Origin of the sequence: Streptomyces sp. NPDC049585, from assembly GCF_040675615.1 — a bacterium.
Lineage (GTDB): Bacteria > Actinomycetota > Actinomycetes > Streptomycetales > Streptomycetaceae > Streptomyces > Streptomyces luteosporeus.
In genome coordinates, this window is sequence record NZ_JBFAPE010000010.1 from 173639 (window position 1) to 199587 (window position 25949).

A 25949-nucleotide genomic window follows, 5' to 3' on the forward strand; every position below is an offset into this window, starting at 1 on the left:
AGGAGACTGTCGTGTCGGCGAACAGCTTCGACGCCCGCAGCACGCTGCAGGTGGGCGACGAGTCGTACGAGATCTTCCGGCTGGACAAGGTCGAGGGCTCCGCGCGCCTTCCCTACAGCCTGAAGGTGCTGCTGGAGAACCTGCTCCGCACCGAGGACGGCGCGAACATCACCGCCGACCACATCCGCGCGCTCGGCGGCTGGGACTCCCAGGCCCAGCCGAGCCAGGAGATCCAGTTCACGCCGGCCCGCGTGATCATGCAGGACTTCACCGGCGTGCCCTGCGTCGTCGACCTCGCCACCATGCGTGAGGCCGTCAAGGAGCTCGGCGGCGACCCGGCGAAGATCAACCCGCTGGCCCCGGCCGAGCTGGTCATCGACCACTCCGTCATCGCCGACAAGTTCGGCACGCCCGACGCCTTCGGCCAGAACGTCGAGCTGGAGTACGGCCGCAACAAGGAGCGCTACCAGTTCCTGCGCTGGGGCCAGACCGCCTTCGACGAGTTCAAGGTCGTCCCCCCGGGCACCGGCATCGTCCACCAGGTCAACATCGAGCACCTGGCCCGCACGGTCATGGTCCGAGGCGGCCAGGCCTACCCCGACACCCTCGTCGGCACCGACTCGCACACCACCATGGTCAACGGCCTCGGCGTCCTCGGCTGGGGCGTCGGCGGCATCGAGGCCGAGGCCGCGATGCTCGGCCAGCCGGTCTCCATGCTCATCCCGCGCGTCGTCGGCTTCAAGCTGACCGGCGAGCTGCCCACCGGCACCACCGCCACCGACCTGGTGCTCACGATCACCGAGATGCTGCGCAAGCACGGCGTCGTCGGCAAGTTCGTCGAGTTCTACGGCGAGGGCGTCGCCGCCACCTCGCTGGCCAACCGCGCCACCATCGGCAACATGTCGCCGGAGTTCGGCTCCACCGCCGCGATCTTCCCGATCGACGACGAGACCCTGAACTACCTGCGCCTGACCGGCCGCTCCCCGCAGCAGGTCGCGCTCGTCGAGGCGTACGCCAAGGAGCAGGGCCTGTGGCTGGACCCGGCCGCCGAGCCGGACTTCTCCGAGAAGCTGGAGCTCGACCTCTCCACGGTCGTCCCCTCCATCGCCGGCCCGAAGCGCCCGCAGGACCGCATCGTCCTCGCCGAGGCCGCCGCGCAGTTCGCGCAGGACGTCCGCAACTACGTCGACGAGGTCGACGAGGCGGGCAAGGAGTCCTTCCCGGCCTCCGACGCCCCGGCCATCTCCACCGGCGCCCCGTCGAAGCCGGTCACCGTGACCGCCCCCGACGGCTCGACCTACGAGATCGACCACGGCGCCGTCACCGTCGCCGCGATCACCTCCTGCACCAACACCTCGAACCCCTACGTCATGGTCGCCGCCGCGCTCGTGGCCAAGAAGGCGGTCGAGAAGGGCCTGACCCGCAAGCCGTGGGTCAAGACCACCCTCGCCCCGGGCTCGAAGGTCGTCACCGACTACTTCGACAAGGCGGGCCTGACCCCCTACCTCGACAAGGTCGGCTTCAACCTCGTCGGCTACGGCTGCACCACCTGCATCGGCAACTCCGGCCCGCTGCCGGAGGAGGTCTCCAAGGCCGTCAACGACCACGACCTGGCCGTCACCTCGGTGCTCTCCGGCAACCGCAACTTCGAGGGCCGGATCAACCCCGACGTCAAGATGAATTACCTGGCCTCCCCGCCGCTGGTCGTCGCGTACGCCCTCGCGGGCTCCATGAAGGTGGACATCACCAAGGACGCCCTGGGCACCGACCAGGACGGCAACCCGGTCTACCTCAAGGACATCTGGCCGTCCGAGGCCGAGGTCAACGACGTCGTGGCGAACGCCATCGGCGAGGACATGTTCAACAAGTCCTACAGCGACGTCTTCGCGGGCGACGCCCAGTGGCAGGCTCTGCCGATCCCGACCGGCAACACCTTCGAGTGGGACGCCGAGTCCACCTACGTCCGCAAGCCCCCGTACTTCGAGGGCATGACCATGGACCCGGCCCCGGTCACCGACATCACCGGCGCCCGCGTCCTGGCCAAGCTGGGCGACTCGGTCACCACCGACCACATCTCCCCGGCCGGTGCCATCAAGGCCGACACCCCGGCCGGCAAGTACCTCACGGAGCACGGCGTCGAGCGCCGCGACTTCAACAGCTACGGCTCCCGCCGCGGCAACCACGAGGTCATGATCCGCGGTACGTTCGCCAACATCCGCCTGCGCAACCAGATCGCGCCGGGCACCGAGGGCGGCTACACGCGCGACTTCACCCAGCCCGACGCGCCGGTGTCGTTCATCTACGACGCCTCGCGCAACTACATCGAGCAGAACATCCCGCTGGTCGTCCTGGCCGGCAAGGAGTACGGCTCGGGCTCGTCGCGCGACTGGGCCGCCAAGGGCACCGCGCTGCTGGGCGTCAAGGCCGTCATCGCCGAGTCCTACGAGCGCATCCACCGCTCCAACCTCATCGGTATGGGCGTGCTGCCCCTGCAGTTCCCCGAGGGCGCCTCGGCCGGTTCCCTCGGCCTGACCGGCGAGGAGACCTTCTCCATCACCGGCGTCACCGAGCTCAACGAGGGCACCACCCCGCGCACGGTCAAGGTCACCACCGACACCGGCGTGGAGTTCGACGCGGTCGTCCGCATCGACACCCCCGGTGAGGCGGACTACTACCGCAACGGCGGCATTATGCAGTACGTGCTGCGCTCGCTGATCCGCAAGTAAGCGGCACCGCTGACGCGGCGAGGGCCGCACCCCGTACGCAACGGGGTGCGGCCCTTCGCGTCACGCGTCGCGCCGCTTGAGGGCGCGGACGAAGCCGGCCCAGGCGGCGGTGGGAAAGCGGAGGACGGGGCCCCCGGGGGTGGTCTTGCTGTCCCGGACGGGCACCATGCCGAGGATGCCGTCGGCAACCTCGAGACAACTACCGTTGTCACCATTGCTGTACGAGGACTTGCGCCAGCACGTGCTTAAGTCAGGTGCGGTGCTCATGTGTCGCCCATTCCTTTGCCACCGACTCGATCATGGACAGGGAAGCCGCCGGCGACAGTGCGGCAGCCCTGGCCAGATCGTAGGCGCATTGGAACTGGGCGACCAGAGCCGGGTCCTCGACGAGCTGGCCGGTGTAGGCGCTTTCGGTGTAGACGACCGGTGGGGCGTCATGGAAGTGCATCAAGGACACCATGGTGTTCAGGAACGGGTGCGCCCCGGCGGCGAACGGCATCACCTGCAACACGACGTTGGGCCGTGTATGCACCATGGCAGCGAGGTGGGCAAGCTGCTCACCGATCCCGGCGGGGCCTCCGATGGGCACGCGCAGTGCCGTCTCGTGAAGGATCGCCCAGAAGACCGGCGCCGTAGGACCGTCCAGCAACTGAGCGCGCTCCAGCCGGTTTCCGACGAATTTGTCGACCACCTGCTGCGGTGCGAACCGCTGTGCTTCGCGGATGAGTCCCCGCGCGTAGGCCTCGGACTGCAGGACGCCGGGCACGAACACCGGTGCGTACTCGCAGATCGTCTTCGCCTGCTGCTCGAGCTCTGCGGCGTCCGCAAAGTAGTCGGCCACCTTTGCCGTCCGAGCCAGCCGGCACAGCCGCTGCAAGTGCTCACCGCTGCCCAGCACGCCGTCCAGCATCTTCGACAGCTCCAGCTGCGGCCGTCTGATCGCGCACTCGAACTGGCCGATGTACGAGCCGGAGCAGAAGACCCGCTCGCCCAGCCGATCCTGCGTCAGTCCGGCTTCTTCGCGCAGGCGGCGCAGCTCCGCGCCGTAGAAGGCGCGGGCGTCACTGAACGGGTCCATGCTGCTGGGCTTGCTCACTTCGCCGAGCGTAGCCCCGAGGGACCCGGCCCGTAGGGCGAATCGGGGCCGCACCCTCGAAGGAGGGCGCGGCCCCGTCGGTCTCAGAACAGGTTGACGAACTGGTCCCAGCCGCCGCCGATCCGCGTGCGGTTGGCGAACGGGTCCGTCTCGTTGCCGTTGCCCCGGTAGAGCCACAGGACGCCGGACTTGTCGCGGGCCAGCAGGTCGCTGCGGCCGTCGTAGTCCACGTCACCGGTGGCGACGAGGGTGTTGTAGATGTCCCAGCCGCCGCCGACCTTGACGCGGCTCTTGAACGGGTCGTTCTTGTCGCCGGTGCCCTTGTAGAACCACAGATTGCCGTTGCGGTCCTTGGCGAGGACGTCCGTACGCCCGTCGTCGTTCAGGTCACCGCGCCCGACGATGTCGGTGTACTGGTCCCAGCCGCCGCCCACGCGGACGCGGTCGGTGAGCGTGCCGTCGGGGTACGCCAGGTAGAGCCACATCACGCCGTCGCGGTCACGCGCGAGGAGGTCGGGCTCCTTGGCGCCGGCGAGGTTGCCGGGGTTGAAGATGCGGTCGTAGATGTTCCAGCCGCCGCCGATCCGGGTGTGGACCACGTCTTCCTTGGTCTTGCCCCCCACGGTGAGGTGCAGCACGCCGTCGAGCGTGCGGAAGTAGTGGCTGTCCCGCCAGCCGTCCTGGTTGAGGTCGGCCTGGGTGACGGCGGTGATGTACCGCCAGTTGTCCGTCTCCTTCTTCGGGTCCTCGAACCCGCCGCGGCCGTCGGGCCAGTAGCTGTAGAGCTCACCGTTGCTCTTGGCGGCCATCAGCGGGAAGTGGGGAGACTCTGCCCGCGCCTCGCCGGGCGCGGCGGTGGCGGTTCCGGCGGTGGTGCCGACCACTGCGGCGGCTATCGCCGCGGTGACGAGGCGCGAGAGCGTACGTCTGTGCCTGCGGCCGGGACTCCTGGTCATGGTGCGTACTCCTTCTGTGAGTTGGTTTCAGGATCTTTGCACACGGGTCCGACAAGACGGGGGGCCGCACCCCGTCAGGGATGCGGCCCAGGTGTTCCGTCCGTCGGGACCGGAAAATCAGAACAGGTCGTTGTACTGGCCCCAGCCGGGCCCGATCTTCACGCGGCTCTCGAAGGGGTCGGTCTGCTTGCCGTTGCCCTTGTACAGCCACAGGACGCCGGACTTGTCGCGGGCGAGCAGGTCGCTGCGGCCGTCCAGGTTCACGTCACCGGTGGCGACGAGCTTGTCGAAGATGTTCCAGCCGCCGCCGACCTTGACGCGGCTGGCGAAGGGGTCGCCGGTGTTGCCGGTGCCCTTGTAGAACCACAGGTCGCCGTTGCGGTCCCGGGCGAGCATGTCGGCCTTGCCGTCACCGTTGAGGTCGCCCTTGCCGACGATGTCGGTGTACGTGTCCCAGCCACCGCCGACGCGGATGCGGTCGCCGAGCGTGCCGTCGGTGCGGGCCAGGTAGAGCCACAGCACACCCGACTTGTCGCGGGCGAGGAGGTCGGCCTCCTTGGTACCGCCGAGGTTGCCGGGGGACAGGAGGCGGTCGTAGATGTTCCAGCCGCTGCCGATCCGGACGGGATCGGGGTCGTCCGTGTCGCTCTTGGCAGCGGGAACGTAGTGCATCGTGCCGTCGGGCGACCGGAAATAGGCGCTGTCGTAGTACCCGTTCTGGGCGTGGTCGACGTTCACCAGGGCGGTGACGTCCCGCGAGTCGGCCTCGGCGACCCGCTCACGGTCCCCGAAGCCGCCCTGGCCGCTGGGCTCGTAGAGGAAGACCTCACCGGTCGACTTCGTCGCGTACAGCGGGAAGAGCGGTGCGGCGGGCGTCGGCCGGTAGTCCGGCGAGGGGGCGGCCTGGGCGGTACCGGCCAGGACGCCGGTGAGAGCCGCGGCTATCGCCGCGACGGTGAGGCGCGAGAGGGCGCGTCCGCCCTTACGGCCAAAGGTGTGGGCCACGTAGTGCTCCTGAAGAAGAAAGTGACGCGAAACAGTCGTTTGTTGTCGCGTTTTCGTCCAGATCATTACATGGGCCCTCTTGAGACCTGCCACCCACCCGGGGTAGGTCCGGCCCTGCGCGCAGGGCCGCGCCCCCGAAGCGGGGACGCGGCCCGTGAGCAGGTCGGGATGCCGGTCAGTACATCGTGACGTACTGGTCCCAGCCACCGCCGATCTTCGTGCGGTTCTCGAAGGGGTCGGTCTGGTTGCCGTTGCCGCGGTAGAGCCACAGGACGCCGGACTTGTCGCGCGCGAGCAGGTCGCTGCGACCGTCGCGATCGACGTCGCCGGTGGCGACGAGCATGTTGTACGTGTTCCAGCCGCCGCCGACCTTCACCCGGCTGGCAAAGGGATCCTTGTAGTCGCCGGTGCCCTTGTAGAACCACAGGTCGCCGTTGCGGTCCTTCGCGAGCATGTCGGCCTTGCCGTCACCGTTGAGGTCGCCCTTGCCGACGATGTCGGTGTACTGGTCCCATCCCCGGCCGACACGGAAGCGGTCACTGAGAGTGCCGTCCGGGTGCGCCAGGTAGACCCACAGGACTCCGGCCTTGTCCCGGGCCAGAATGTCGGACTCGCCGGCACCACCGACGTCACCGACGGACAGCAGACGGTCGTAGATGTCCCAGCCGCCGCCGATACGCTTCTCGTTGAGGTCCTTGTCGTTGAACCACAGCGAGCCGTCCGTCTCCCGGGTGTAGAGCCCGTCGGAGACGCCGTTGCGGTCGTGGTCGACCTGTATGGCGGCGGTCATGTACTGCCACCCGTTGATGACGTACTCGGCATCCTCGAAGTTGCCCGTGCCATTGGGCTTATAGGCGTAGAGGTAGCCCGCGTTGTCGGCGGCGAACAGCTTGTAGAGAGGGGCCTCGGCCGTGGGCTCGGCGACGGAACGGAGGGCGGTGACGCCGTTGCGCGGTACCGCCTTGGGCTGCGCGGCGACCGCCTTCCCGGCGGCCTTGGCGGCTGTCCTGGCCGGCAGGGAGGCCGGCCCTGCAGCGACGGCAGTACCCACCGTGATGCTGGTCAGGGCTGCGACTATCGCCGTGACAGTGAGGCGCGAGAGGGCGCGTCCGCCCTTACGGCCGGAAGTGTGGGCCACGAAGTGCTCCTTGAAAAAGTGGCGAGACGCAACGTCCGAGAGGAACGGTGCGGGGTTCCCCTTGATCTTTTCAGATGGCCCGTTGTACAGCCGCCTTCAGTGCATGCCCCCTGATGGCCTTGGCCTGGCATGCTGCCAGCAGGGAGAAAACTCGGGGCCCCGTCAGGGCGACGGGGCTCCGAAACCTTCCCTCAAGGACTAAGGCAGTATCGAATTATGCGTTGATCGGCCACATGAGGCTGCGTTCCCCGAGTGTGCCGTCCGACTGGCCGGGGTAGAGGAACAGATCTACGGCCCTGCCGTCAGTAGTGGGGATGTGGGGGCCCTCCGGTCGCGGCGCCCCTCTTAGAGCAGCCACGTCACTCTTGCCGTCCCGATTGAAGTCGCCACCCACGATGGTCTGGAAAGCATCCCAGGTGTTGTCGCGCCACATGTAGGTGCCGTCGTCGAACATGTCCTTCGCATTGCCTCGATACAAGTGCAATGCGCCATCGTTTGCTACGGCTGCGATGTCATCACGACCGTCGCCGTTGAAGTCACCAGTGGTGATCTGCTTCTTGAACCAGGTCTTGTCGCGCCACATTTCGCGCCTTGAGTCAAGGAGCTTGCCGTCGGGCGCAGACCGGTAGGCATACAGTGAACCGTCCTTGGCAACTGCAATCACCCCATCCCGGCCGGAGTTGTCGGCCTTGAAACGGGCGATATGCGCCATCCCGCCCCAGGAGGCGTCCTTCCACATGTCGATCGGAGTGCCCAGCGACTCTTCCGCGGTCCCCGGATAGAGAAGCAGGTGGCCGTCTTTGGTCAAGGCAGCGACATCTGCCTTACCATCTCCGTTGAAGTCGCCGCCGATGATCTTCTGCGCCAGAATCAAATTCGGGTCAGGCTGCCGCCACAGTGTACGTCCATATTCCAGTTTGCCGTCTGCAGCCGTGTAGAACGCGTACAGCTTGCCGTCGTCGAGGACTCCCGCTATATCGGAACGCCCATCACCATTGAAGTCAGCCGAAGCGACGAGGTCGGTGGCAGATCTGTACATCGATGCCATACGGACCCGTTGTACCCAGCTATTGATGTCGTCGACGCGGACTTCGGTTGCCTTGCTGTCGCCGTTGGTCGCGGAACCAAAGCAGCCTGTCTGTGAGGACGAGACGTTTATACCGACGAGCTCATACCGCCCGTCCTTCTCTCGAAAGGCGGGACTGCCGGCATCGCCTGGGCAAATACTCGCGGCCTGGTCTTTGCCCTTGAGAGTGAAGCTTCCTCCCTGCACCGAGTCGACGGAGAAGCCGGCTGCGTGCATTCGTTCGGGTGCCCACTCGTCGCTGGTTCGACCGAACCCACTGACCTTCAGAGTGTCCCCCTGGGTGGGGGGAGTTGCAGAGATGGAGATTGGCTGCGAGTTCTTGATCGGCGGATTGAGCGCGGAGCCGAACTTGTCTGCAAGTGAACGAACCAACCGGACCATCACCAGATCACGATTCTCGTGAGGGACCAGTTCGGCCGCCATCACGGGGTCCCGTTCCGAAAGGTCCGCAGTCCCTACGGCGACCTTCACCTTCATCTTGGGTGCGCCGGCGGTGATCTTGCTTCCTTGGGTCTCCGCAAAGCAGCTGGCAGCGGTCAGCACCCAACGCGGGTCCACCAAGGCGCCGGAGCATGCCCGCGCGCCGTCGCCGATGTAAAGCTTTGCGGTAAAAGGGTACTGGCCATCCTTGGCCTCGTCACCCACCACAGCCTGAGCTGGGGAACCAGCGAATAGGCCGACGGTGACCGAAGTTGCCAGGAACCCTGCTACCCATGCAGCTCGTTGATTTCTACCGGACATCGCTTTCCTTGAGAAGTAGATAAATGCTGGGGCGGTCGTACGGTGATTGGTATCGGCTACTTCTTGGCCACGATTTCCAGAAGGGTAAACTCGCGGTTTGCTTCATCCGCTGACTTTCCGACGGGGGTCCATGCACCCTTGTTCAGCTTGAAGGGCTTCTGCTCATCGGCGGTTGCCATGTTGAGGGTTACGTCATAATCGTTTCCCATGGCGCCGTACACACGAGGTACTTCCATGCTCAGATAGCCGCTTTTGCTGGTCACTCGGAAGCAGTATTTCCCCCCACCGACTGGGTCGAGATTCTGCATCGCACGTGCGTAGATCTCGATGAGCCCCGGCCGGCTGCCGCAAGCCACAAGAGTGATGTGTCCGTCGCCGCGCTTGAGCTTTATGCCGCGCTCCTGGAAAATCTTCTCCGCTTGGGGGTAGTCCAAATACTCGACCGTTGAGCTCTGCCCATCCGTTCCCTCTGCTGTCGCTGTGGCGGATCCGGCGAGCGCTGCGATCGTGGTGATAAACCCGGTGATCAAGATGCGGGCATGCAGCCGCATGGATAGTCCCCTCAGAATATGAAACCGGTCAAGCGGTTTATTGTGCATGGTCTGACCGAACAGGCGGGCGGCGTCGGCAGTCGCCGTTGCGACGGTCGGGCAGCCTAACTCCAGCTCGGGGTGCACTGATACCACTTGTGGGTCTTGGGTGGGTAAGCGTGGTTGACCTTTGGTGTCCGGCAAGCGGGGCATGTCCGCCCCCAGGCGGCCTGGCCTGAAAGATACCATCCCGACGGTTTCGAGCCCTATGATCATGCACACATTGCGATGACTCCGTAGCGCAGCGGGGTCAGTTGACCTGTGCATGGTTTGAGGGGATATGATCAAGAAGAGACCTGTACGACCCCCCCGGTGCTGGCGTAAGAGGCATGAAAGACTCCTCGCCGGGGCTTCCTTGGGGCTGTCGGTCGTTGTTTTGGGGGCTTCGGTCGCTCAGGCTGTGCCTGCTGACGTGGATGGACCTTCGCTTCCTGCCAATGCCCGTGCGCAAGTGGTCGAGGCGTGGCGGTTCGGAGGAACATCGACGAAGGACGCAGCTGTTGAGGCCTTGACGGGCTCGAACGCCGACATCGAAGAGTTCCTGCGAGTAGGCCGCGACCGGGCCCAGGCCGAGGACGAGCGTTTCGCCGTCCTGAAGATGATGAGCACTGCCGGGGACAGTGTCCGGGAGGCGGCCTCCAAGGCGCTGAGCGGATCGGACGCGGATATTCACGAGTTCGTGAAGTCCGGTTTCAAGGAGCCACTGCAAGAGGATCGGCGTTTCACCATCCTCGTGGCGATGAACGGTGCAGGGGACTCGGTTCGCGAGGCGGGGAATCAGGCACTCAAAGACGGTTCGCCTCAGGCCTTGGACGAGTTCCTCTCGAAGGGGCTGGCCGCGGCTCAAGAAGAGGATGATCGTGTTCAGGCCTTGAAGGTCATGAATGCCGGCGGTCCCGAGGTGAAGAAGCTGGGTGACCGCGCTCTGCGGGGCTCGGCGGAGGATGTTACGGCTTTCCTCGAAAGGGGTCAGCATCTTGCTCGTTCGCGGGATCAGGAACGCTTGACGGTCTCGCAGCTGGCTCAAGTGGCGAAGGACGCCGGCGACCGGGCAAAGGTCGAGACCGAGGCTGCCAAGGTGGCCGGCAAGCGTGCGGACGCTGCCGCGGCTAAAGCCAAGGAAGCCGCTTTGGAGGCGGCCAAGCAGACCGCCGCGGCGAAGGACGACCTCAAACGTGCGGGCAGGGCGGCAAACAGGGCCGCAGCTGCAGCCGAAGGCGCTGCTGCGGCCGCGCGTACGGCGATTCAGGCGTCCAATACGGCGGTGTCCGCGGCGCGTACAGCCGCTGAGGCGGCGCAGGCCGCTGCTTCTGCTGCAGCTGCTGCGGGAGAGGCTGCAGCACGCGCCTACTCCGCTGCGTCAGCTGCGGCCGGCGATGCCAGCCAGGCTGCAGCTGCTCGAGAAGCCGCCCAGGCGGCGCGTGACGCCGCGCAGGGAGCTCGCACTGCCGCCGCAGCCGCCGATCAGGCTGCGTCGGCGAGCGCCGAAGCCGGTTCTTCTGGCTTGGCTGCAGCCCATGCAGCACAGAACGCCGCCGAGGCGGCTGCTGCTTCAGCCGAGGCCAGCAGCTCTGCTGGTGAGGCGAGTGCCCAAGCCCAACGAGCCCGTGACGCCGCTGATGAGGCCCGTAGCGCTGCAGAGACGGCAACTTGGGCGGCTGGTCGGGCGGTGTCGCTTGCTGCTCAGGCTGCCACTTCCGCACGTGAGGCGCACAACGCTGCCAATAGTGCCGCCGACCATGCAGAGAAGGCCGCTGCTGCCGCCGACAAGGCAGCTGACGAGGCAGGTAAGGCCCAGGACTGGGCGAACAAGGCCACCGACCATGCCAACAAGGCCATCGAGGCAGCCAAGGCTGCTTCCGATGCCGTGGCGCAGGCTCAGAACATCGAGAAGCTCGCCCGAGAGACCGAGAAGAGTCAGCTCGAGGGTGAGACGAAGATCGCCATCGAGGATGCCAAGGCGCTCAAGAAGAGCGATCAAGACTCGGTCAAGCGGTTGACGAACATGCAGAAGCAGGCAAGCGCCGCTGACGAGGCAACCAAGCAGCTGCTCGTCGATGCCGCTGCCACATCCGACCTGAAGACTGCAGCCCGCCTTGGCCGTAAGGCCGCTGTGAATCTGATGGACAATACCGGTGTATGGACCAGCCAGGCCGCCCAAGCTGCTGCCGCCGGCACGGACACCGATGTCGTGACCTGGGTGAAGACGGAGTATCAGCGAGCCCTGGAGCAGGACCAGCGGGAGAAGGTGCTCTACCTTGCCAAGATCGGTGGGCCTGACCTGGCCGAGGCGGCTCGAAAGGTATTGGAGAGCAGGGACGCCGCTCAGCTGGAAAAGTTCCTGAATGAAGGCGCATACAACGTTCAGGTCGAGGATTATCGACTGCAGGTGCTCAAGCTCATGAACGGCGCAGGCCAGTCGGTCAACGAGGCTGGTGATGCTGCCCTGAAGGACGGCAGCGTCAAGGCCTTGAGCGCCTTCCTCGTCGATGGCTACCGTGCGGCCCTCGTCGAGGATGACCGGGTTCAGACTCTCAAGGTCATGAATGCCGGCGGTCCCAACGTCAAGGCCGCTGCCCAGATCGCAATGTCCGGTCCCGACTGGATGCTGCACGATTTCGTCACCCGCGTCCAGTACAAGGCTGCCCAGCTGGATCAGGACACCGCTACCCACGTGGCATCGGTTCGCTCGCTGATCGCCAATGCTGCGGGCAACGCTGCAGAGGCAAACAAGGACGCCGCTCTCGCGTACGAGGTCGCTCTGAAGGCGCGGGAAAAGGCAAAGGAAGCAGGCGAGTGGGCCGCCAAGGCCCAAAACTCGGCCAAGGAAGCCAAGGGGTACGCCGAGGAGGCACAGAAGAAGGCGCGAGAGGCTGACGCATCGGCTGCTGCTGCCGCAGCTTCCGCAGAAAAGGCCAAGGCTGCGGCGGCCACTGCCCAGCAGGCAAGCCGCCAGGCGAACTATTCAGCCAGTCAGGCCATTGCTTCTGCCAGCGATGCGGCGGCGTCTGCTGCCAGTGCGCAGGCCTCGGCCGAGTATGCCAGTGCTTCCGCGGCAGCTGCCGGTCGTGATGCCCAGGCAGCCTCTGCCGCAGCAAGTCAGGCTCAGGCCATCGCGAGTGAGAAACGTCAACTGGAGCAGATCGCCGCAGCGGCAAAGGCGGCTCAGGCCGCCAAGGAGAATGCCGCAAAAGGTGTCAATCCGGCTAATGACGCCAAGAACGATTCTATCGACACGTCGGATAAGGCAGTCAGTAAGGATCCCAAGTGTGACGCGCATCCGGATGCCTGTAAGTGGGCCAAGTACACTGGCGAGGCCAGTAAGTGGGTGGGTCTCGCCGCCACGGGTATGAGCTACATCCCAGGTCTCCAAGGAGGGGCAGGAGTCACAGCGGGCATCGGAACCGCCCTGGGTGTCGTCAATGCCGGACTGACCGGGTTCACGTACGGCTGGACCAGCAGCGAGTTCCAGCAGTCGGTGGCCAAGCTCGGGCTCGGTCAGACATTCAAGTTCATCGGCAAGGGCATTAAGGCTGCCGGTGATATAGGCAAGAAGGCCGAGGAAATCCAAAAGTACACGCGAGGATTCACCTCGGGACAGTGGATTGCCAAGGGAATAACTGACATCACCAGCAAGGGAATTAGCTTCCGCTCGAACATCGGAAAGCTGTTCCACTGGTAGTACATGCCGAGTGGCTGCGGAGGCCCGCCTGTGCGGGCCTCCGCCGACGAGGAGCTAGCGCATGCATCCCCCCTCTCTCCCCCTGTCTGTGTGGTGGGCTTTCTGTGTTGTTTCGACCGCAGTATTCCTTGTCTTCTTCGTTACCCTCATGCCCACTCGTGCCTATAAGGTCCAAGTGTGTGTAGCGCCGGCCATGATGATGCTTTTTGGTGCGCTGGCGGCATCTGATGCGCCAGAAATTTATCCGCTTTATGGGACAGCGGTGCTGGGGCTTGTCTTGGGGGTCGTAGGGCACAGGAAGACGTTGCTGAAAGTTATTCAGGGTCAGGACAAGAACGAGGATGTAAAGCTGCCTGTAGGGCTGCGTGTCCAGCTTTCATTGTCGCTGGTGATTGCGGGCGGGCTTGGTCTGTGGTTTTCATCCGCGGCCTGGTGATCCTGCTGGTATGAGCGCGAAGATGGGAAGCCCGCAGGCGATGGGAGAACACCACGATCCTTCTAACGCCCCAGAAGCTCCACCTCCGCCAGCCGTGCCGGTGTGCCGCCCTCCGGCAGCAGGCGGTAGTGGCGGTACGCGGCCGGTGTGCGCAGGGCGAAGACGCGCGTCTGGTGGTCCCAGGTGAAGGGCTCCGCCGTGCGGTGGTCGACCTCCGTCCACCTCGCACCGTCCGCCGAGCCCTCCAGCGCCCACCCCCGCGGGGCCTTCGCCCGGTCCGCCGACGTCAGGGTGTACGACGTGACCCGCGCACCCTCCCGCACCGTGAAATCGGCCACCGTGAACGACGCCTCCGTGCGCGACGTGTTGTCCGTCAGCGCCGAGCCGTCCGGCACCATGACGTCCACCGGTGGCACAGGGGGTTCGTTCCCTCGCGTCAGGGACGTCGGGCTCGCCTCCGGGGCCGTTGCCCAGTGGGACGGGCGCGGGCCCATGGTGAAGTCCAGGACGGCACCCGCGGCCAGCACGGAATGGGGCAGGGCCGTGGAGTTCCACGGGTGGCCGTTGACGCGCAGGCCCTGGACGTAGAGGTTGCGGGCGCTGTTGTGCGGGGCGCGGACGACGAGGGTGCGGCCGTTGTCCATGTGGACGGTGGCCTTCGTGAACAGCGGTGCCCCGATCGCGTACTCGCCCTGCCCCATCACCAGCGGGTGGAAGCCCAGCGCACCGAAGACGTACCAGGCCGACATCTCCCCGTTGTCCTCGTCGCCCGGGTAGCCCTGGCCGATCTCGCTGCCGAGGTAGAGGCGGGAGAGGACCTCACGCACCTTCTCCTGGGTCTTCCACGGCTGTCCCGCCGCGTCGTAGAGGTACGCGATGTGGTGCGGCACCTGGTTGTTGTGGCCGTACATGCCCATGCGGACGTCCCGGGCCTCGGTCATCTCGTGGATGACGCCGCCGTAGGAGCCGGCGAACTCCGGTGCGCCGGTCTCGGGGGTGGCGAAGTAGGCGTCGAGCTTGGCGGCGAGGCCGGCGCGGCCGCCGTACAGGTTCGCCAGTCCCCGGGTGTCGTGGGGGACGGCGAAGGCGAAGTTCCAGCCGTTGCTCTCGGTGTAGTCGTGGCCCCATACGCGGGGGTCGTACGCCTCGGGCGCGAGCCGCCAGGCGCCGGAGGCGTCGCGGCCCTGGAAGAAGCCGATGCGCCGGTCGAAGAGGTGGACGTAGTTGCGTGCCCGCCCGAGGAAGTACTCCGACTCCTCGCGGTAGCGCTCCTTGTGGGTGCGCGCGTACAGGGCCTGTCCCATGCGCCCGATGCCGAAGTCGTTGAGGTAGCCCTCCAGCGCCCAGGACAGGCCTTCGCGGGTGCGGGTGCTCGTCCAGCCGAGGAAGGGGGAGGTGTCCATGCCCTTGCGGCCGGTGCCGGGATCGGTGGGTAGGACGGTGGCGTTCTTCAGGGCCGCCTCGTACGCCGCCTCCGCGTCGAAGGGCACGCCCTTGACGGCGAGGTCGGCGAAGGCGACGTCCGAGCTGGTGCCGGTCATCAGGTCGGCGTAGCCGGGGGAGGACCAGCGGGAGATCCAGCCGCCGTCCTTGTACTGCTGGACGAAGCCGTCGGCGAGCTGCCCGGCCCGGCGCGGGGTGAGCAGGGAATAGGCGGGCCAGGTGGTGCGGTAGGTGTCCCAGAAGCCGTTGTTGACGTAGACCTGCCCGTCGACGACCTTCGCGCCGGTGCGCGTCGGGGTGGGCTCGCCGGCCGGTGGGGAGAAGGGGCTGGCGTAGCGCGGGCGGGGGCGGGCCGGGGTGCCGGTGTTCTCGGATCCGGAGTTGGGATACAGGTACAGGCGGTAGAGGCCGGAGTAGAGGGTGGTGAGCTGGTCGCGGGTGGCGCCCTCGACCTCGACGCGGCCGAGCAGCGCGTCCCAGGCGGCGCGGGCCCGGTCGCGGACGGCGGCGAAGGCGGTGCCGGCGGGTATCTCCTGGTGGAGGTTGGCCTTCGCCTGGTCGAGGCCGATGAGGGAGGTGGCGATGCGCAGCGTCACGGTGCGGTCCCGGCCGGGGGCGAAGCGCAGGTAGCCGGTGACGCCGTCGCCCGCGTCGCCGTGCAGCATGCCCCCGGCGGAGACGGGCGCGTCGAAGACGCCGTACACGAAGAGCCGGCCGGCACCCGTCGACAGGCCGCTGCGGACGTCCGACCAGCCGCTGAAGGAGGCGTGGGCGGGGTCGAGGGTCAGCCCGCCCTGGTTGCGCACGTTGTCCAGCAGGACGGACGCGTTGTCGCCGGGGAAGGTGAAGCGCATGATCGCCGCATGGTCGGTCGGGGCGATGTCCGCCTTGAGGCCGTTGTCGAAGGTCACGCCGTAGTGGTGGGGGCGGGCGCTCTCGCGCTCGTGGCGGAAGGGCAGGGCCCTGGCCGTGCGGCCGGCGGGTGGCGTGCCCGCGGCGGCCGAGGGCATGACCTGGAAGGTCTGCCGGTCGCCCATCCAGGGGCTGGGTTCGTGACTGGCGCCGAACGCCTGGATCGTCGGCAGGTTGTCGGCGTTGTTGGCGGCGGCGTACTGGTAGAGCCAGTCGGTGGAACCGGCGTTGGTGACCGGGGTCCAGAAGTTGAAACCGTGGGGCACGGCGGTGGCGGGAAAGGTGTTGCCCCGGGAGAAGTTGGGGCCGGAGTTGGTGCCGCGCGTGGTCAGGGCCCAGTCCGCCGGGTGGGCCGGGGGCCGCTCGGTGGGGGCGGGGGCGAGCACGATGTCGTCCACCCAGCCGCGGAACGTCGCGGGGCCGGTCGGGGAGTCGTACGCGAGCAGGATGCGCTCGACCGTCCTGCCGGCGGCGACGGCGCCGATGTGCGCCTCCTTGTTGTTCCACTGGTTGGGGTGGAGCGTCTTGGAGGCCGCCTGGCCCTGCGGGGTCAGCGGGGCGCCGTGCCGGTCGACGGCGCCGAGGTCGCTGAGGTAGGTGCCGTCGCTGAAGGCGAGGTCGAGGGCGACGTGCGTGGCAGGGTAGCGGGCGTCGGCCTCGGGCATGGCCGGGAAGATCTTGTACGACAGCACGGTGCGCGCCGTCACCTTGGTGTGTACGGCGAAGACGCGGTTGTACGAGTAGGCGCGCCCCGTGGCCAGGTGGGTGCCGCCGTAGCGCAGGGCGTGGGTGCCGGTGAAGCCGGCCCGGGCCTTGGCCGTGGGGGAGCCGGTGGGGCCGCGGTCGGGGCGGGTGCGCATGTCGGCGGGCGGCGGGGTGCCCGTGGCGTCGGTGGCCAGCTGCACCTCGGCGAGCTGGGTGAGCGCTTCGCCGCCGTTGCGGGTGATCTCCACGCGGTAGTGGCGGTACGGGTGGCGGGGTGAGCCGTCGGTGACGGTGAACTCCCGGGTCTGCAGGCGCTTGTCGAAGGTCTCGTCGTGGCGGGAGTCCAGGGTGGTCCAGCTCCGGCCGTCGTCGGATCCGGCGAGTGTCCAGGCGCGCGGGTCGCGGCCGGGGGCGTCGTTGGCGGAGGTCAGGGCGTAGCGGACGGCAGCGACGGGCTCGCCCAGGTCGAACTCCAGCCAGGCGGTGGGCTGGAAGACGAGCCACTTGGTCGTGGGCTCGCCGTCGACGAGGTTCTCCTTCACCTCGCCGGCCTCGGCGTTCTCGCCGCTGGCCCGGACCGCCACGACCTTGTCGGTGACGTTGCCGGGTATGCCGTGCGCGTCGTCGCCGTTCACGCCCGAGGCGCGCGGGCGGCCGTCCGGGCCGGTCTCGACGGTGTCGAGCCAGTCGGGTTGCGGGTCGCCGGGCTCGAAGGACGAGGCGAAGCGTTCGGTGGCGGTGTGCTCGTCGGCTCTCGCGGGAAGGGCCTGCAATGACGTCATCACCGCGAGGGAGGCGACGAGCAGAGCAAGGGGGCGGGTGGTTCTGTCGTGCCGGTCGCGTCTGCGGGGTCTGCCGGGTCTGCGGGGTCTGTGGGGCATCCCATGCCTCTCCGCCGTCGGACAACGTTGTCAGTCGTCGTGCGCAGAGACAAGTAGGGCGTGAGGGGCCAGAGGTGTCAAGGGTCCGGGGAGGCCGGCGCGAGGTCTCAACTCGGGAAAGAGTCACGGTCGAAACTGCTTACGATCTTGCCCAGTTGATCGGAGTGGACTATACCTGTCGAACAGTCCGGGGCGGTGCATCGGCCGCCCCGCGGACCCCGGGGGAGAGCGGCGGGCGGATGTGCCGCGGGGGATTCCCCGGCGCACACCCAGCACCAGGCTTCAACCGATCCGCGGTGTCCGGCCCTTCGGCGGTGGTGAGATGCACAAGGGAGACCGCTGCACCGCCTGAGTCGCCAAGAAGGCGAGGACTTGAGCATGGGACCCACCCCCGCATTCAGCCGGCGCGACCTCATTCGCAGGGCCGCGGCCCTGGGAATCGTCGCGGTGCCCACCGTGAGCCTGCTGACCGCCTGCGCCAGCGGTGACAGCGGAAGCGGCAACCAGGTCGACAAAGGGAAGAAGAGCGCGCGCAATCCGCTCGCCGTCAACGAGTCCGCACCGCTGGAAGTCGTCATCTTCGACGGCGGGTTCGGGCAGCAGTACGCCAAGGACGCCGAGGCCGCATACAAAAAGGCCTTTCCCCAGGCCCAGGTGAAGCACTCCGCCACCCAGGAGATCCAGACCCAGCTCCAGCCCCGCTTCAACGGCGGCACCCCGCCGGACCTCATCGACAACTCCGGTGCCAAGCAGATGGACAGCGGCACCCTGGTCGCCAAGAAACAGCTCACCGACCTCAACGCCCTGCTGGACGCGCCCTCCTACGACGACCCGTCGAAGAAGGTGCGCGACACCCTGCGCCCGGGCGTCGTGGAAATGGGCCGGTTCGACGGCGACGAGACGTGGATCCTCTACTACGCCTACACCGTCTACGGCGTCTGGTATTCGAAGACCAATCTCGCCAGGCTCGACGCGCAGTACCCCGAGACCTGGGACGAGATGCTCAAGGTCTGCGAGGCGGCGAAGAAGAAGGGCATCGCCGGCTGGACGTACGCCGGGAAGTACCCCTACTACGTTCCCTTCAGCCTCTACCCGTTCATTGCGAAGATCGGCGGGGTGGAGGTGCTCAACCGCATCGACAACCTGGAGCCGAACGCCTGGAAGGATCCGGCGGTCAAGGCGGCCTTCGAGGCGTACTACGAGCTGTACAAGAAGGGGTACATCCTCCAGGGCTCCCCGGGCCTGACCCACATCGAGTCGCAGACGGCCTGGAACCAGGGCAAGGCCCTGTTCATCCCCAACGGGTCCTGGGTGGAGCACGAGTCGCAGAAGACGACGCCCGAGGACTTCCGGATGGCCGTCGGCGCGCCGTCGGGTCTCGACAAGAGCGACAAGATGCCGTTCGGCACCATCTGGGCCTCCGGCGGCGAGCCGTTCATCGTGCCGAAGAACGCGAAGAACCCGCAGGGCGGCATGGAACTGCTGCGGATGATGCTGAGCAGGCAGTCCTCGCAGAACTTCATCAAGTCCGTCTCCTCCCTGACCTCCTTCAACGGCGGCACCGAGGGCCTGGCCCTGCCGCCGGGCCTCGCCTCCTCGCAGGAGGCCCTGGCCAAGGCCGGCAGGAACGTCGTCAACCCCCGCATCCAGGACTGGTACGTCGCCCTGCAGAAGGAGAAGATCGGGGTGGCGGCCCTCGGCGAGATGATGGCCGGCCGGCTCACCCCCGACGAGGCCATCGTCAAGATCCAGCGCTTCGCCGACGACACCGCGAAGGACAGCTCCGTCAAGAAGTACCGGCACAAGTGAGCGGCGGCAGCCATGCAGCACGGTAAGTACCGCTTCATCGCGGGGTTCCTCGTCCTGCCGCTCGCGATCTACAGCGTCTTCGTCGTCTCGCCCTTCCTCCAGGCCCTCTACTACTCCTTCACGGACTGGACGGGCCTCAGCCCCGACTTCGACGTGACCGGGCTGGAGAACTACCGGCGGCTGTGGAACGACGACATCTTCTGGACGGCCGTCGGGCACAACGTCGTGCTGCTGCTGGTGCTGCCGCTGGTGACGCTCGGGCTGGGGCTGTTCTTCGCCTTCATGCTCAACGTCGGCGGCCGCCGCAGGAGGAACGCGGCGATCGCCGGCGTGCGCGGCTCGAACGTTTACAAAATCGTCTACTTCTTCCCGCAGGTTCTCTCGATCGCCATCGTCGCCCTGCTCTTCCAGTTCGCCTACAACCCCAACAGCGGCGCCCTGAACTCCTTCCTCGGCGCCATCGGCCTGGACTCCGTGCGCCCGGAATGGCTGGGCGACCCGGATCTCGCGCTGTGGTGCGTGATGGTGGTGATGGTCTGGAGCAACGTCGGCTTCTACGTGGTGCTGTTCTCGGCCGGCATGAGCGCCATTCCCCGGGACTTCTACGAGGCCGCGCTGCTGGACGGCGCGAACCGCCTGCAGACCTTCTTCCGCATCACCCTGCCCCTGTTGTGGGACACCGTGCAGACGGGCTGGGTCTACATGGGCATCATGGCGCTGGACTCCTTCGCCGTCGTCCAGATCATGACCATCGGGCCCGGCGGGCCGGACTACTCCACCGAGGTCCTCTCCTTCTACCTGTACACCAAGGCGTTCCGCGACGGGCAGGCCGGCTACGCGACCACGCTCGGCGTCGCGCTGCTCATCGTCACCCTCCTCTTCGCGGGCATCGTCCTCAAGATCGGCCGGCGCGAAAGGCTGGAGTACTGATGGCCGTCACCACCAACGGGGCCGGTGAGCCGGCGGGCACGACCCGGGAGCCGGCGGGCAGCAGCGACGTGGCGCGCCGGCGCAGGGACGGCGAGGGCGGCGTGCTGAACGTCTTCTCGCACGGCGTGCTGCTGCTGTGGGCGCTGATGGTGACCCTGCCGCTGCTGTGGGCGGTGATGAGCGCCTTCAAGACGGACAAGGAGATCTTCACCTCGCCCTGGTCGCTGCCGGGCGGTCTGCACGTCGACGCCTGGGGCCGGGCGTGGTCCGAGGCGCACATGGGCGAGTACTTCCTCAATTCGCTGATCGTCGTGGCCGGTTCGCTCTTCGGCACGATGCTGCTCGGCTCGATGGCGGCCTATGTGCTGGCCCGGTTCACCTTCCCGGGAAACCGTTTCATCTATTTCCTCTTCGTCGGCGGGATGAGTTTTCCCGTCATCCTGGCGCTGGTGCCGCTGTTCTTCGTCATGAAGAACCTGCAGCTGCTGAACACCTATCCCGGGCTGATCCTGGTCTACATCGCCTATTCGCTGCCGTTCACGATCTTCTTCCTCAGCGGCTTCTTCCGGACCCTGCCGACGTCCGTGGCGGAGGCGGCGATGATCGACGGGGCCTCGCACACCCGGACCTTCTTCCAGGTCATGCTGCCGATGGCCAAGCCCGGGCTGATCAGTGTCGGGATCTTCAACTTCCTCGGCCAGTGGAACCAGTACCTGCTGCCCACCGTGCTCAACGTCGGCGACGACCGGATGAAACTGCTGCCCCAGGGCCTGGTCGCGCTGGCCGTCAGCCAGGGGTACAAGGGCGACTGGTCCGGGCTCTTCGCGGGCCTGGTCATGGCGATGCTGCCGGTGCTGGCGGCCTACATCGTCTTCCAGCGCCAGGTGCAGGCGGGGCTGACGGCCGGTGCCCTGAAGTGATCCCCCGCCGGGGGACGTCCGTCCCCGGGCCGCCCCCGGCATGGCCGGGGCGTGGCCCAGCCCTTACGCTGTGACGTCAAGCCCTTGACGGGTTGAGCGCCCGGCGGCTGAGCTTAGAGTTCACATGTTGTAGGGATGGCCGGGCTCCACAGTCGTAGCCCGGCCCCGGGGGCGGCGGTCGTGCCGGCCCCGGCGAGGCGGGAGTGGATGGGCGTGGAGACTCCGGGGTCGCAGTCGTCGCTGCACCGGGCCAACCTGGAGCGGGTGGTCCGGGCCGTACGGATGGCGGGCTCGCTGACCCAGGCGGAGATCGCCCGGACCACCGGGCTGTCGGCCGCCACGGTCTCCAACATCGTCCGCGAGCTCAAGGACGGCGGCACGGTCGAGGTCACCCCGACCTCCTCCGGCGGCCGGCGGGCCCGCAGCGTCTCGCTGGCGGGCGACGCCGGCATCGTGGTCGGCGTCGACTTCGGGCACACCCACCTGAGGGTGGCCATCGGCAACCTCGCCCACCGGGTGCTGGCCGAGGACGCCGAGCCGCTGGACGTGGACGCCTCCGCCGAAGCGGGCCTCGCCCGGGCCGAGCACCTGGTCGGGCTGCTGATGACCAAGGCCGGCATCGACCCGTCCAAGATCATTGGCGTGGGGCTCGGTGTCCCCGGCCCCATCGACGTGGAGTCCGGCGTGCTGGGCTCGACCGCGATCCTGCCGGGCTGGGCCGGTACCAACCCCCGCGACGACCTCACCGCGCGGCTCGGCGTGCCCGTCCACGTCGACAACGACGCCAACCTCGGCGCGCTGGGCGAGCTGGTGTGGGGCGCGGGCCGGGGCGCGAGCGACCTGGCGTACATCAAGGTGGCCAGCGGTGTGGGCGCGGGGCTGGTGATCAACGGGCAGATCTACCGGGGCCCGGGCGGCACCGCCGGGGAGATCGGCCACATCACCCTCGACGAGTCCGGGCCGGTGTGCCGCTGCGGCAACCGCGGCTGCCTGGAGACCTTCGCCGCCGCCCGCTACATCCTGCCGCTGCTCCATTCGGCCCACGGCCCCGACCTGACCGTGCCGCGGGTGGTCGAGCTCGCCAAGGACGGCGATCCCGGCTGCCGCCGGGTGATCGCCGACGTCGGGCGGCACATCGGCAGCGGCGTGGCGAACCTGTGCAACCTGCTCAATCCCCGCCGGGTCGTCCTCGGCGGCGACCTCGCGGAGGCGGGCGAGCTGGTGCTCGCACCGATTCGCGAGTCGGTCTCGCGGTACGCGATCCCCAGCGCCGCCCGGCAGGTGGAGGTCGTCCCCGGAGCCCTGGGCGGGCGCGCCGAGGTGCTCGGGGCGCTGGCACTCGTGCTCAGCGAAATGGGTGACTCCTCCCTTTTGGACGACACTCCTCCCGCGCAGGCGCCGCAGCCGGCCTGAGCCGGATCCCCATCCGGACCGCGCGCCTGTTGAGTTCACGCAGATAACGAATGGCATCGTTGCCATCTCGTTAAGGATTTACTTCTTGACGCTTCTTTGGCGTCCGAGTTGACTTCCAGCCACCTCGGCCGCAACGACGCGGCCTCGTCAGGGAGGTATCTGCAAGTGAACGCACACCTGCGTCGCGCGGCCGTCGCCGCCGCCACCGTGTCCTTGGCCCTGGGAATGGCCGCCTGCGGCAGCGCCAAGGAAGCCGGTGGCGGTGGGAAGAAGGCGGACAAGAAAGGCCCGATGACCATCGGCCTGCTGCTGCCGGAGAATCAGACCGCGCGGTACGAGCGCTTCGACCGGCCGCTGATCGAAAAGAAGATCAAGGAACTCGCCGGCTCCGACGCCGTCATTCTTTACGACAATGCCAAGCAGGACGCCTCCGTCCAGCAGCAGCAGGTCGACACCATGATCACCAAAAAGGTCGATGCGCTGATCGTCGACGCGGTGGACGCGAAGTCGATAGCGAGCTCGGTGAAGAAGGCGAGCGACAAGGGCATTCCGGTCGTCGCCTACGACCGCCTCGCCGAGGGCCCGATCAAGGGGTACACCTCCGTCGACAACGAGCGCGTCGGCAAGATCCAGGGCGAGGCCCTGCTCCAGGCGCTCGGCGACAACGCCGGCAAGGGCCAGATCGTGATGATGAACGGCTCGATCACCGACCCCAACGCCAAGATGTACAAGGACGGCGCCCACTCCGTGCTCGACGGGAAGGTGAAGATCGGCAAGGAGTACGACACCAAGGAGTGGAAGCCGGAGAACGCCAACGAGAACATGAAGGGCGCCGTCTCCGCACTCGGCAAGGACAACATCGTCGGCGTCTACTCCGCCAATGACGGCATGGCCGGCGGTATCATCACCGCCCTGCACAGCGCCGGCTTCGACACCCTGCCGCCGGTCACCGGCCAGGACGCCGAGCTCGCCGCCGTCCAGCGGATCTTGACGGGCGAGCAGTTCATGAGCGTCTACAAGCCCTACAAGCCCGAGGCAGATGCCGCCGCCGAGCTGGCCGTCGCCCTCGCCCGCGGCAAGGACGCCGCCTCGGTCGCCAAGTCCACCGTCGACAGCGGCACCCAGAAGAAGGTCCCCGCCGTCATCGTGACCCCCTTCTCCCTGACCAAGGCCGACATCGCCAAGTACGTGGGCCAGGAGGGCTTCTTCACCAAGGACGAGATCTGCACCGAGAAGTACAAGGCGCAGTGCGACGCGGCCGGACTGAAGTAGGGGGATGACGCACATGTCCGCTACGCCCGTGCTGGCGTTGCGCGGAATCTCCAAGCGGTTCGGCGCCGTCCAGGCCCTCACCGACGTAGAACTGGAGATCCATGCCGGCGAGGTGGTCGCCCTCGTCGGCGACAACGGCGCCGGAAAGTCCACGCTCGTCAAGACCATCGCCGGAGTCGGCCCCGCCGACGAGGGCGCCATCGAATGGGAGGGCCGGCCGGTCACCGTCGACCGGCCGCACGCCGCCCAGGAGCTCGGCATCGCGACCGTCTACCAGGACCTCGCGCTCTGCGACAACCTCGACGTCGTCGGCAACCTCTTCCTCGGCCGCGAGATCACCCGCGCCGGGGTGCTCGACGAGGTCGAGATGGAGCGCCGCGCCCGGGAGCTGCTCGCCACCCTCTCCATCCGCATCCCCAGCGTCCGCATCCCCATCGCCTCCCTCTCCGGCGGCCAGCGGCAGACCGTGGCCATCGCCCGGTCGCTGCTGGGCGAGCCCAAGGTCGTCATCCTCGACGAGCCCACGGCCGCCCTCGGCGTCGAGCAGACCGCGCAGGTCCTCGACCTCGTCGAGCGGCTGCGCGAGCGCGGCCTGGGAGTGATCCTCATCAGCCACAACATGGCCGACGTCAAGGCCGTCGCCGACCGGGTCGCGGTGCTGCGCCTGGGCCGCAACAACGGCACCTTCGACGTGGCCACGACCACCCAGGAAGAGATCATCTCCGCCATCACCGGAGCCACCGACAACGCCGTGACCCGTCGCCGGGCCCGTCTCGCCGACGGCGCGGGAGAGGAGGGCGGCCGATGACCGCCGACCTCACCAAGGACGCCGGCGCCCCCGAGGAGCCCCGCGACACCCCGCCCGCCGCCGGGGACGCCGTCACGGCCGTCGACCCCCGGCTGCTGGTCCGCGAGGAGGGATTCGCCGGTTACTGGAGCGAATTCCGCCGCAAGCTGCGCAGCGGCGAGCTCGGCTCGCTGCCCGTGGTGATCGGGCTGGTGGTCATCGCGCTGGTCTTCCAGCTGCGGGACTCCGCCTTCCTCGGGGCCGAGAACCTCTCCAACCTCTTCGTCACCGCCGCCGGCACCGGCCTGATCGCCGTCGGCATCGTCTTCGTCCTGATCCTGGGCGAGATCGACCTGTCGGTGGGCTCCGTCAGCGGCCTGGCCGCCGCCGTCCTCGCCGTGCTCAATGTCAACCACGGCGTGCCCGAATGGCTCGCCCTGGTCGCGGCGGTGCTCTCCGGCACCCTCATCGGCGCGCTGCACGGCTTCTTCTTCGCCCGCATCGGCGTGCCCGCCTTCGTCGTCACCCTGGCCGGTCTGCTCGGCTGGAACGGGCTGATGCTCCAGGTGCTCGGCTCCAACGGCACCATCAACCTCGACGACTCCGGGCTGGTCGCCGCGCTGACCAACCACTACTTCGCCGACGTCTCCGCCGCCTACGGCCTGGCCACGCTCAGTGTGGTGGTCTTCTTCCTCGCCTCCCTGCGCGACAGCAAACGGCGGGAAGCCGCCGGGGTGCCCAGCCGCCCGATCAGCGAGGTCGTGCTGCGCACAGCAGCCCTGGCGGTGCCGGCCTTCGTCGTGGCCTGGCTCTTCAACCAGTACAAGGGCCTGCCGCTGGCCGTGGTGATCTTCCTCGGCGTCGTGGTCGCCCTCGACCTGGTGCTGCGCCGCACGTCCTACGGGCGCAAGGTCTTCGCCCTGGGCGGCAGCGTGGAGGCGGCCCGCCGGGCCGGCATCAACGTCGCGGCGGTACGGATCTCGGTCTTCGCGCTCTCGGGCACGATGGCGGCGCTCGGCGGCATGTTCCTGGCCTCCCAGATCAACGCCGCCAACCAGTCCTCCGGCGCCGGCAGCCTGCTCATGAACGCCATCGCCGCGGCCGTCATCGGCGGCACCAGCCTCTTCGGCGGCCGGGGCAAGACCTGGTCGGCGCTGCTGGGCGTGCTGGTGATCCAGTCCATCGCCTCGGGGATGGCGCTGCTGGGCATCGCCTCGGCCGTGCAGTACATGATCACCGGTGCGGTGCTGCTCGCCGCCGTCGTGATCGACTCCGTCTCCCGGCGCACCCAGAAGACCGCCGGCCGCGCCTAGGCCGTGTCCGGCGGATCTTCGTCACGCAGCCACCACGGCGCCCCGTCAGGGGCGCGGGGAACTGCGCGACAAGCCACGACGCGCCCGCAGATGGGGTGCCGCGCTTC

18 protein-coding genes are annotated in these 25949 nt (G+C 67.6%); 10 read left to right on the forward strand and 8 right to left on the reverse strand.

Annotation, left to right across the window (positions count from 1 at the left end; translation table 11 throughout):
- Nucleotides 1-11 precede the first annotated feature (11 nt).
- Nucleotides 12-2726, forward strand: a complete 2715-nt coding sequence (gene acnA, locus AB0K17_RS14285) for an aconitate hydratase AcnA (RefSeq protein WP_365964310.1) — start codon at nt 12-14, stop codon at nt 2724-2726.
- Between the two features lie 60 nt (nt 2727-2786).
- Here acnA and AB0K17_RS14290 read toward each other — a convergent pair whose 3' ends face one another.
- The 7 genes from AB0K17_RS14290 to AB0K17_RS14320 form a co-directional block, all read right to left on the reverse strand.
- Nucleotides 2787-2993, reverse strand: coding sequence for a DUF397 domain-containing protein (locus AB0K17_RS14290; protein WP_365964309.1), 207 nt, complete (start codon nt 2991-2993; stop codon nt 2787-2789).
- The gene (locus AB0K17_RS14295; RefSeq protein WP_365964308.1) at nt 2977-3822 is read right to left on the reverse strand and encodes a helix-turn-helix transcriptional regulator; all 846 of its coding nucleotides are present in this window, start codon (nt 3820-3822) and stop codon (nt 2977-2979) included. Before AB0K17_RS14295 ends, AB0K17_RS14290 begins: the two co-directional genes overlap by 17 nt.
- Before the next feature lie 83 nt (nt 3823-3905).
- Complete coding sequence (locus AB0K17_RS14300; protein ID WP_365964307.1) at nt 3906-4778, reverse strand: VCBS repeat-containing protein; 873 nt, start codon at nt 4776-4778, stop codon at nt 3906-3908.
- Between the two features lie 117 nt (nt 4779-4895).
- Nucleotides 4896-5783: an FG-GAP-like repeat-containing protein gene (locus AB0K17_RS14305; RefSeq protein WP_365964306.1), complete on the reverse strand. Its 888-nt coding sequence runs from the start codon at nt 5781-5783 to the stop codon at nt 4896-4898.
- Nucleotides 5784-5958: 175 nt separating this feature from the next.
- Nucleotides 5959-6921, reverse strand: coding sequence for a VCBS repeat-containing protein (locus AB0K17_RS14310; RefSeq protein ID WP_365964305.1), 963 nt, complete (start codon nt 6919-6921; stop codon nt 5959-5961).
- 214 nt (nt 6922-7135) lie between these two features.
- Nucleotides 7136-8656 carry a trypsin-like serine protease gene (locus tag AB0K17_RS14315; protein ID WP_365983124.1) on the reverse strand — a complete coding sequence of 507 codons (1521 nt, stop codon included), beginning with the start codon at nt 8654-8656 and terminating at the stop codon, nt 7136-7138.
- Nucleotides 8657-8805: 149 nt separating this feature from the next.
- The gene (locus AB0K17_RS14320; RefSeq protein WP_365983125.1) at nt 8806-9555 is read right to left on the reverse strand and encodes a hypothetical protein; all 750 of its coding nucleotides are present in this window, start codon (nt 9553-9555) and stop codon (nt 8806-8808) included.
- Nucleotides 9556-9739: 184 nt separating this feature from the next.
- On the opposite strand from AB0K17_RS14320, the gene AB0K17_RS14325 reads away from it, so the two are divergent.
- Nucleotides 9740-13021: an ALF repeat-containing protein gene (locus AB0K17_RS14325; protein WP_365983126.1), complete on the forward strand. Its 3282-nt coding sequence runs from the start codon at nt 9740-9742 to the stop codon at nt 13019-13021.
- 61 nt (nt 13022-13082) lie between these two features.
- On the forward strand, nt 13083-13457 hold the full coding sequence (locus AB0K17_RS14330) for a hypothetical protein (protein ID WP_365964301.1): 375 nt from the start codon (nt 13083-13085) through the stop codon (nt 13455-13457).
- 62 nt (nt 13458-13519) lie between these two features.
- On the opposite strand, the gene AB0K17_RS14335 is transcribed toward AB0K17_RS14330, so the two are convergent.
- On the reverse strand, nt 13520-17299 hold the full coding sequence (locus tag AB0K17_RS14335; RefSeq protein ID WP_365983127.1) for a GH92 family glycosyl hydrolase: 3780 nt from the start codon (nt 17297-17299) through the stop codon (nt 13520-13522).
- A 477-nt stretch (nt 17300-17776) separates the two neighbouring features.
- Here AB0K17_RS14335 and ngcE point away from each other — a divergent pair, with 477 nt between their 5' ends.
- The 7 genes from ngcE (at nt 17777) to AB0K17_RS14370 (ending at nt 25842) form a co-directional block, all read left to right on the forward strand.
- The gene (gene ngcE / locus AB0K17_RS14340; RefSeq protein ID WP_365983128.1) at nt 17777-19207 is read left to right on the forward strand and encodes an N-acetylglucosamine/diacetylchitobiose ABC transporter substrate-binding protein; all 1431 of its coding nucleotides are present in this window, start codon (nt 17777-17779) and stop codon (nt 19205-19207) included.
- Nucleotides 19208-19219: 12 nt separating this feature from the next.
- The gene (locus AB0K17_RS14345) at nt 19220-20137 is read left to right on the forward strand and encodes a sugar ABC transporter permease (protein ID WP_365983129.1); all 918 of its coding nucleotides are present in this window, start codon (nt 19220-19222) and stop codon (nt 20135-20137) included.
- Nucleotides 20137-21057: a carbohydrate ABC transporter permease gene (locus AB0K17_RS14350; protein ID WP_365983130.1), complete on the forward strand. Its 921-nt coding sequence runs from the start codon at nt 20137-20139 to the stop codon at nt 21055-21057. Before AB0K17_RS14345 ends, AB0K17_RS14350 begins: the two co-directional genes overlap by 1 nt.
- A 213-nt stretch (nt 21058-21270) precedes the next feature.
- Nucleotides 21271-22470 (forward strand): ROK family transcriptional regulator, encoded by a 1200-nt coding sequence (locus AB0K17_RS14355; RefSeq protein WP_365964495.1) that lies wholly within the window; start codon nt 21271-21273, stop codon nt 22468-22470.
- 165 nt (nt 22471-22635) lie between these two features.
- On the forward strand, nt 22636-23742 hold the full coding sequence (locus tag AB0K17_RS14360) for a substrate-binding domain-containing protein (RefSeq protein WP_365964296.1): 1107 nt from the start codon (nt 22636-22638) through the stop codon (nt 23740-23742).
- 4 nt (nt 23743-23746) lie between these two features.
- A complete protein-coding gene (locus AB0K17_RS14365; protein WP_365964295.1) occupies nt 23747-24550 on the forward strand; it encodes an ATP-binding cassette domain-containing protein in 804 nt (267 codons plus the stop codon).
- Nucleotides 24547-25842, forward strand: coding sequence for a sugar ABC transporter permease (locus tag AB0K17_RS14370; RefSeq protein ID WP_365964294.1), 1296 nt, complete (start codon nt 24547-24549; stop codon nt 25840-25842). The genes AB0K17_RS14365 and AB0K17_RS14370 overlap by 4 nt, the downstream gene beginning before the upstream one ends.
- Nucleotides 25843-25949: the final 107 nt, after the last annotated feature.

Excerpts from the sequence above, each read along its gene's own strand:
- AB0K17_RS14290 (WP_365964309.1), bottom strand. The coding sequence starts at position 2,993 with ATGAGCACCGCACCTGACTTAAGCACGTGCTGGCGCAAGTCCTCGTAC.
- AB0K17_RS14300 (WP_365964307.1), bottom strand. The coding sequence starts at position 4,778 with ATGACCAGGAGTCCCGGCCGCAGGCACAGACGTACGCTCTCGCGCCTC.
- AB0K17_RS14320 (WP_365983125.1), bottom strand. The coding sequence starts at position 9,555 with ATGATCATAGGGCTCGAAACCGTCGGGATGGTATCTTTCAGGCCAGGC.
- AB0K17_RS14330 (WP_365964301.1), top strand. The coding sequence starts at position 13,083 with ATGCATCCCCCCTCTCTCCCCCTGTCTGTGTGGTGGGCTTTCTGTGTT.
- AB0K17_RS14335 (WP_365983127.1), bottom strand. The coding sequence starts at position 17,299 with ATGACGTCATTGCAGGCCCTTCCCGCGAGAGCCGACGAGCACACCGCC.
- ngcE (WP_365983128.1), top strand. The coding sequence starts at position 17,777 with ATGGGACCCACCCCCGCATTCAGCCGGCGCGACCTCATTCGCAGGGCC.
- AB0K17_RS14345 (WP_365983129.1), top strand. The coding sequence starts at position 19,220 with ATGCAGCACGGTAAGTACCGCTTCATCGCGGGGTTCCTCGTCCTGCCG.
- AB0K17_RS14350 (WP_365983130.1), top strand. The coding sequence starts at position 20,137 with ATGGCCGTCACCACCAACGGGGCCGGTGAGCCGGCGGGCACGACCCGG.
- AB0K17_RS14365 (WP_365964295.1), top strand. The coding sequence starts at position 23,747 with ATGACGCACATGTCCGCTACGCCCGTGCTGGCGTTGCGCGGAATCTCC.
- AB0K17_RS14370 (WP_365964294.1), top strand. The coding sequence starts at position 24,547 with ATGACCGCCGACCTCACCAAGGACGCCGGCGCCCCCGAGGAGCCCCGC.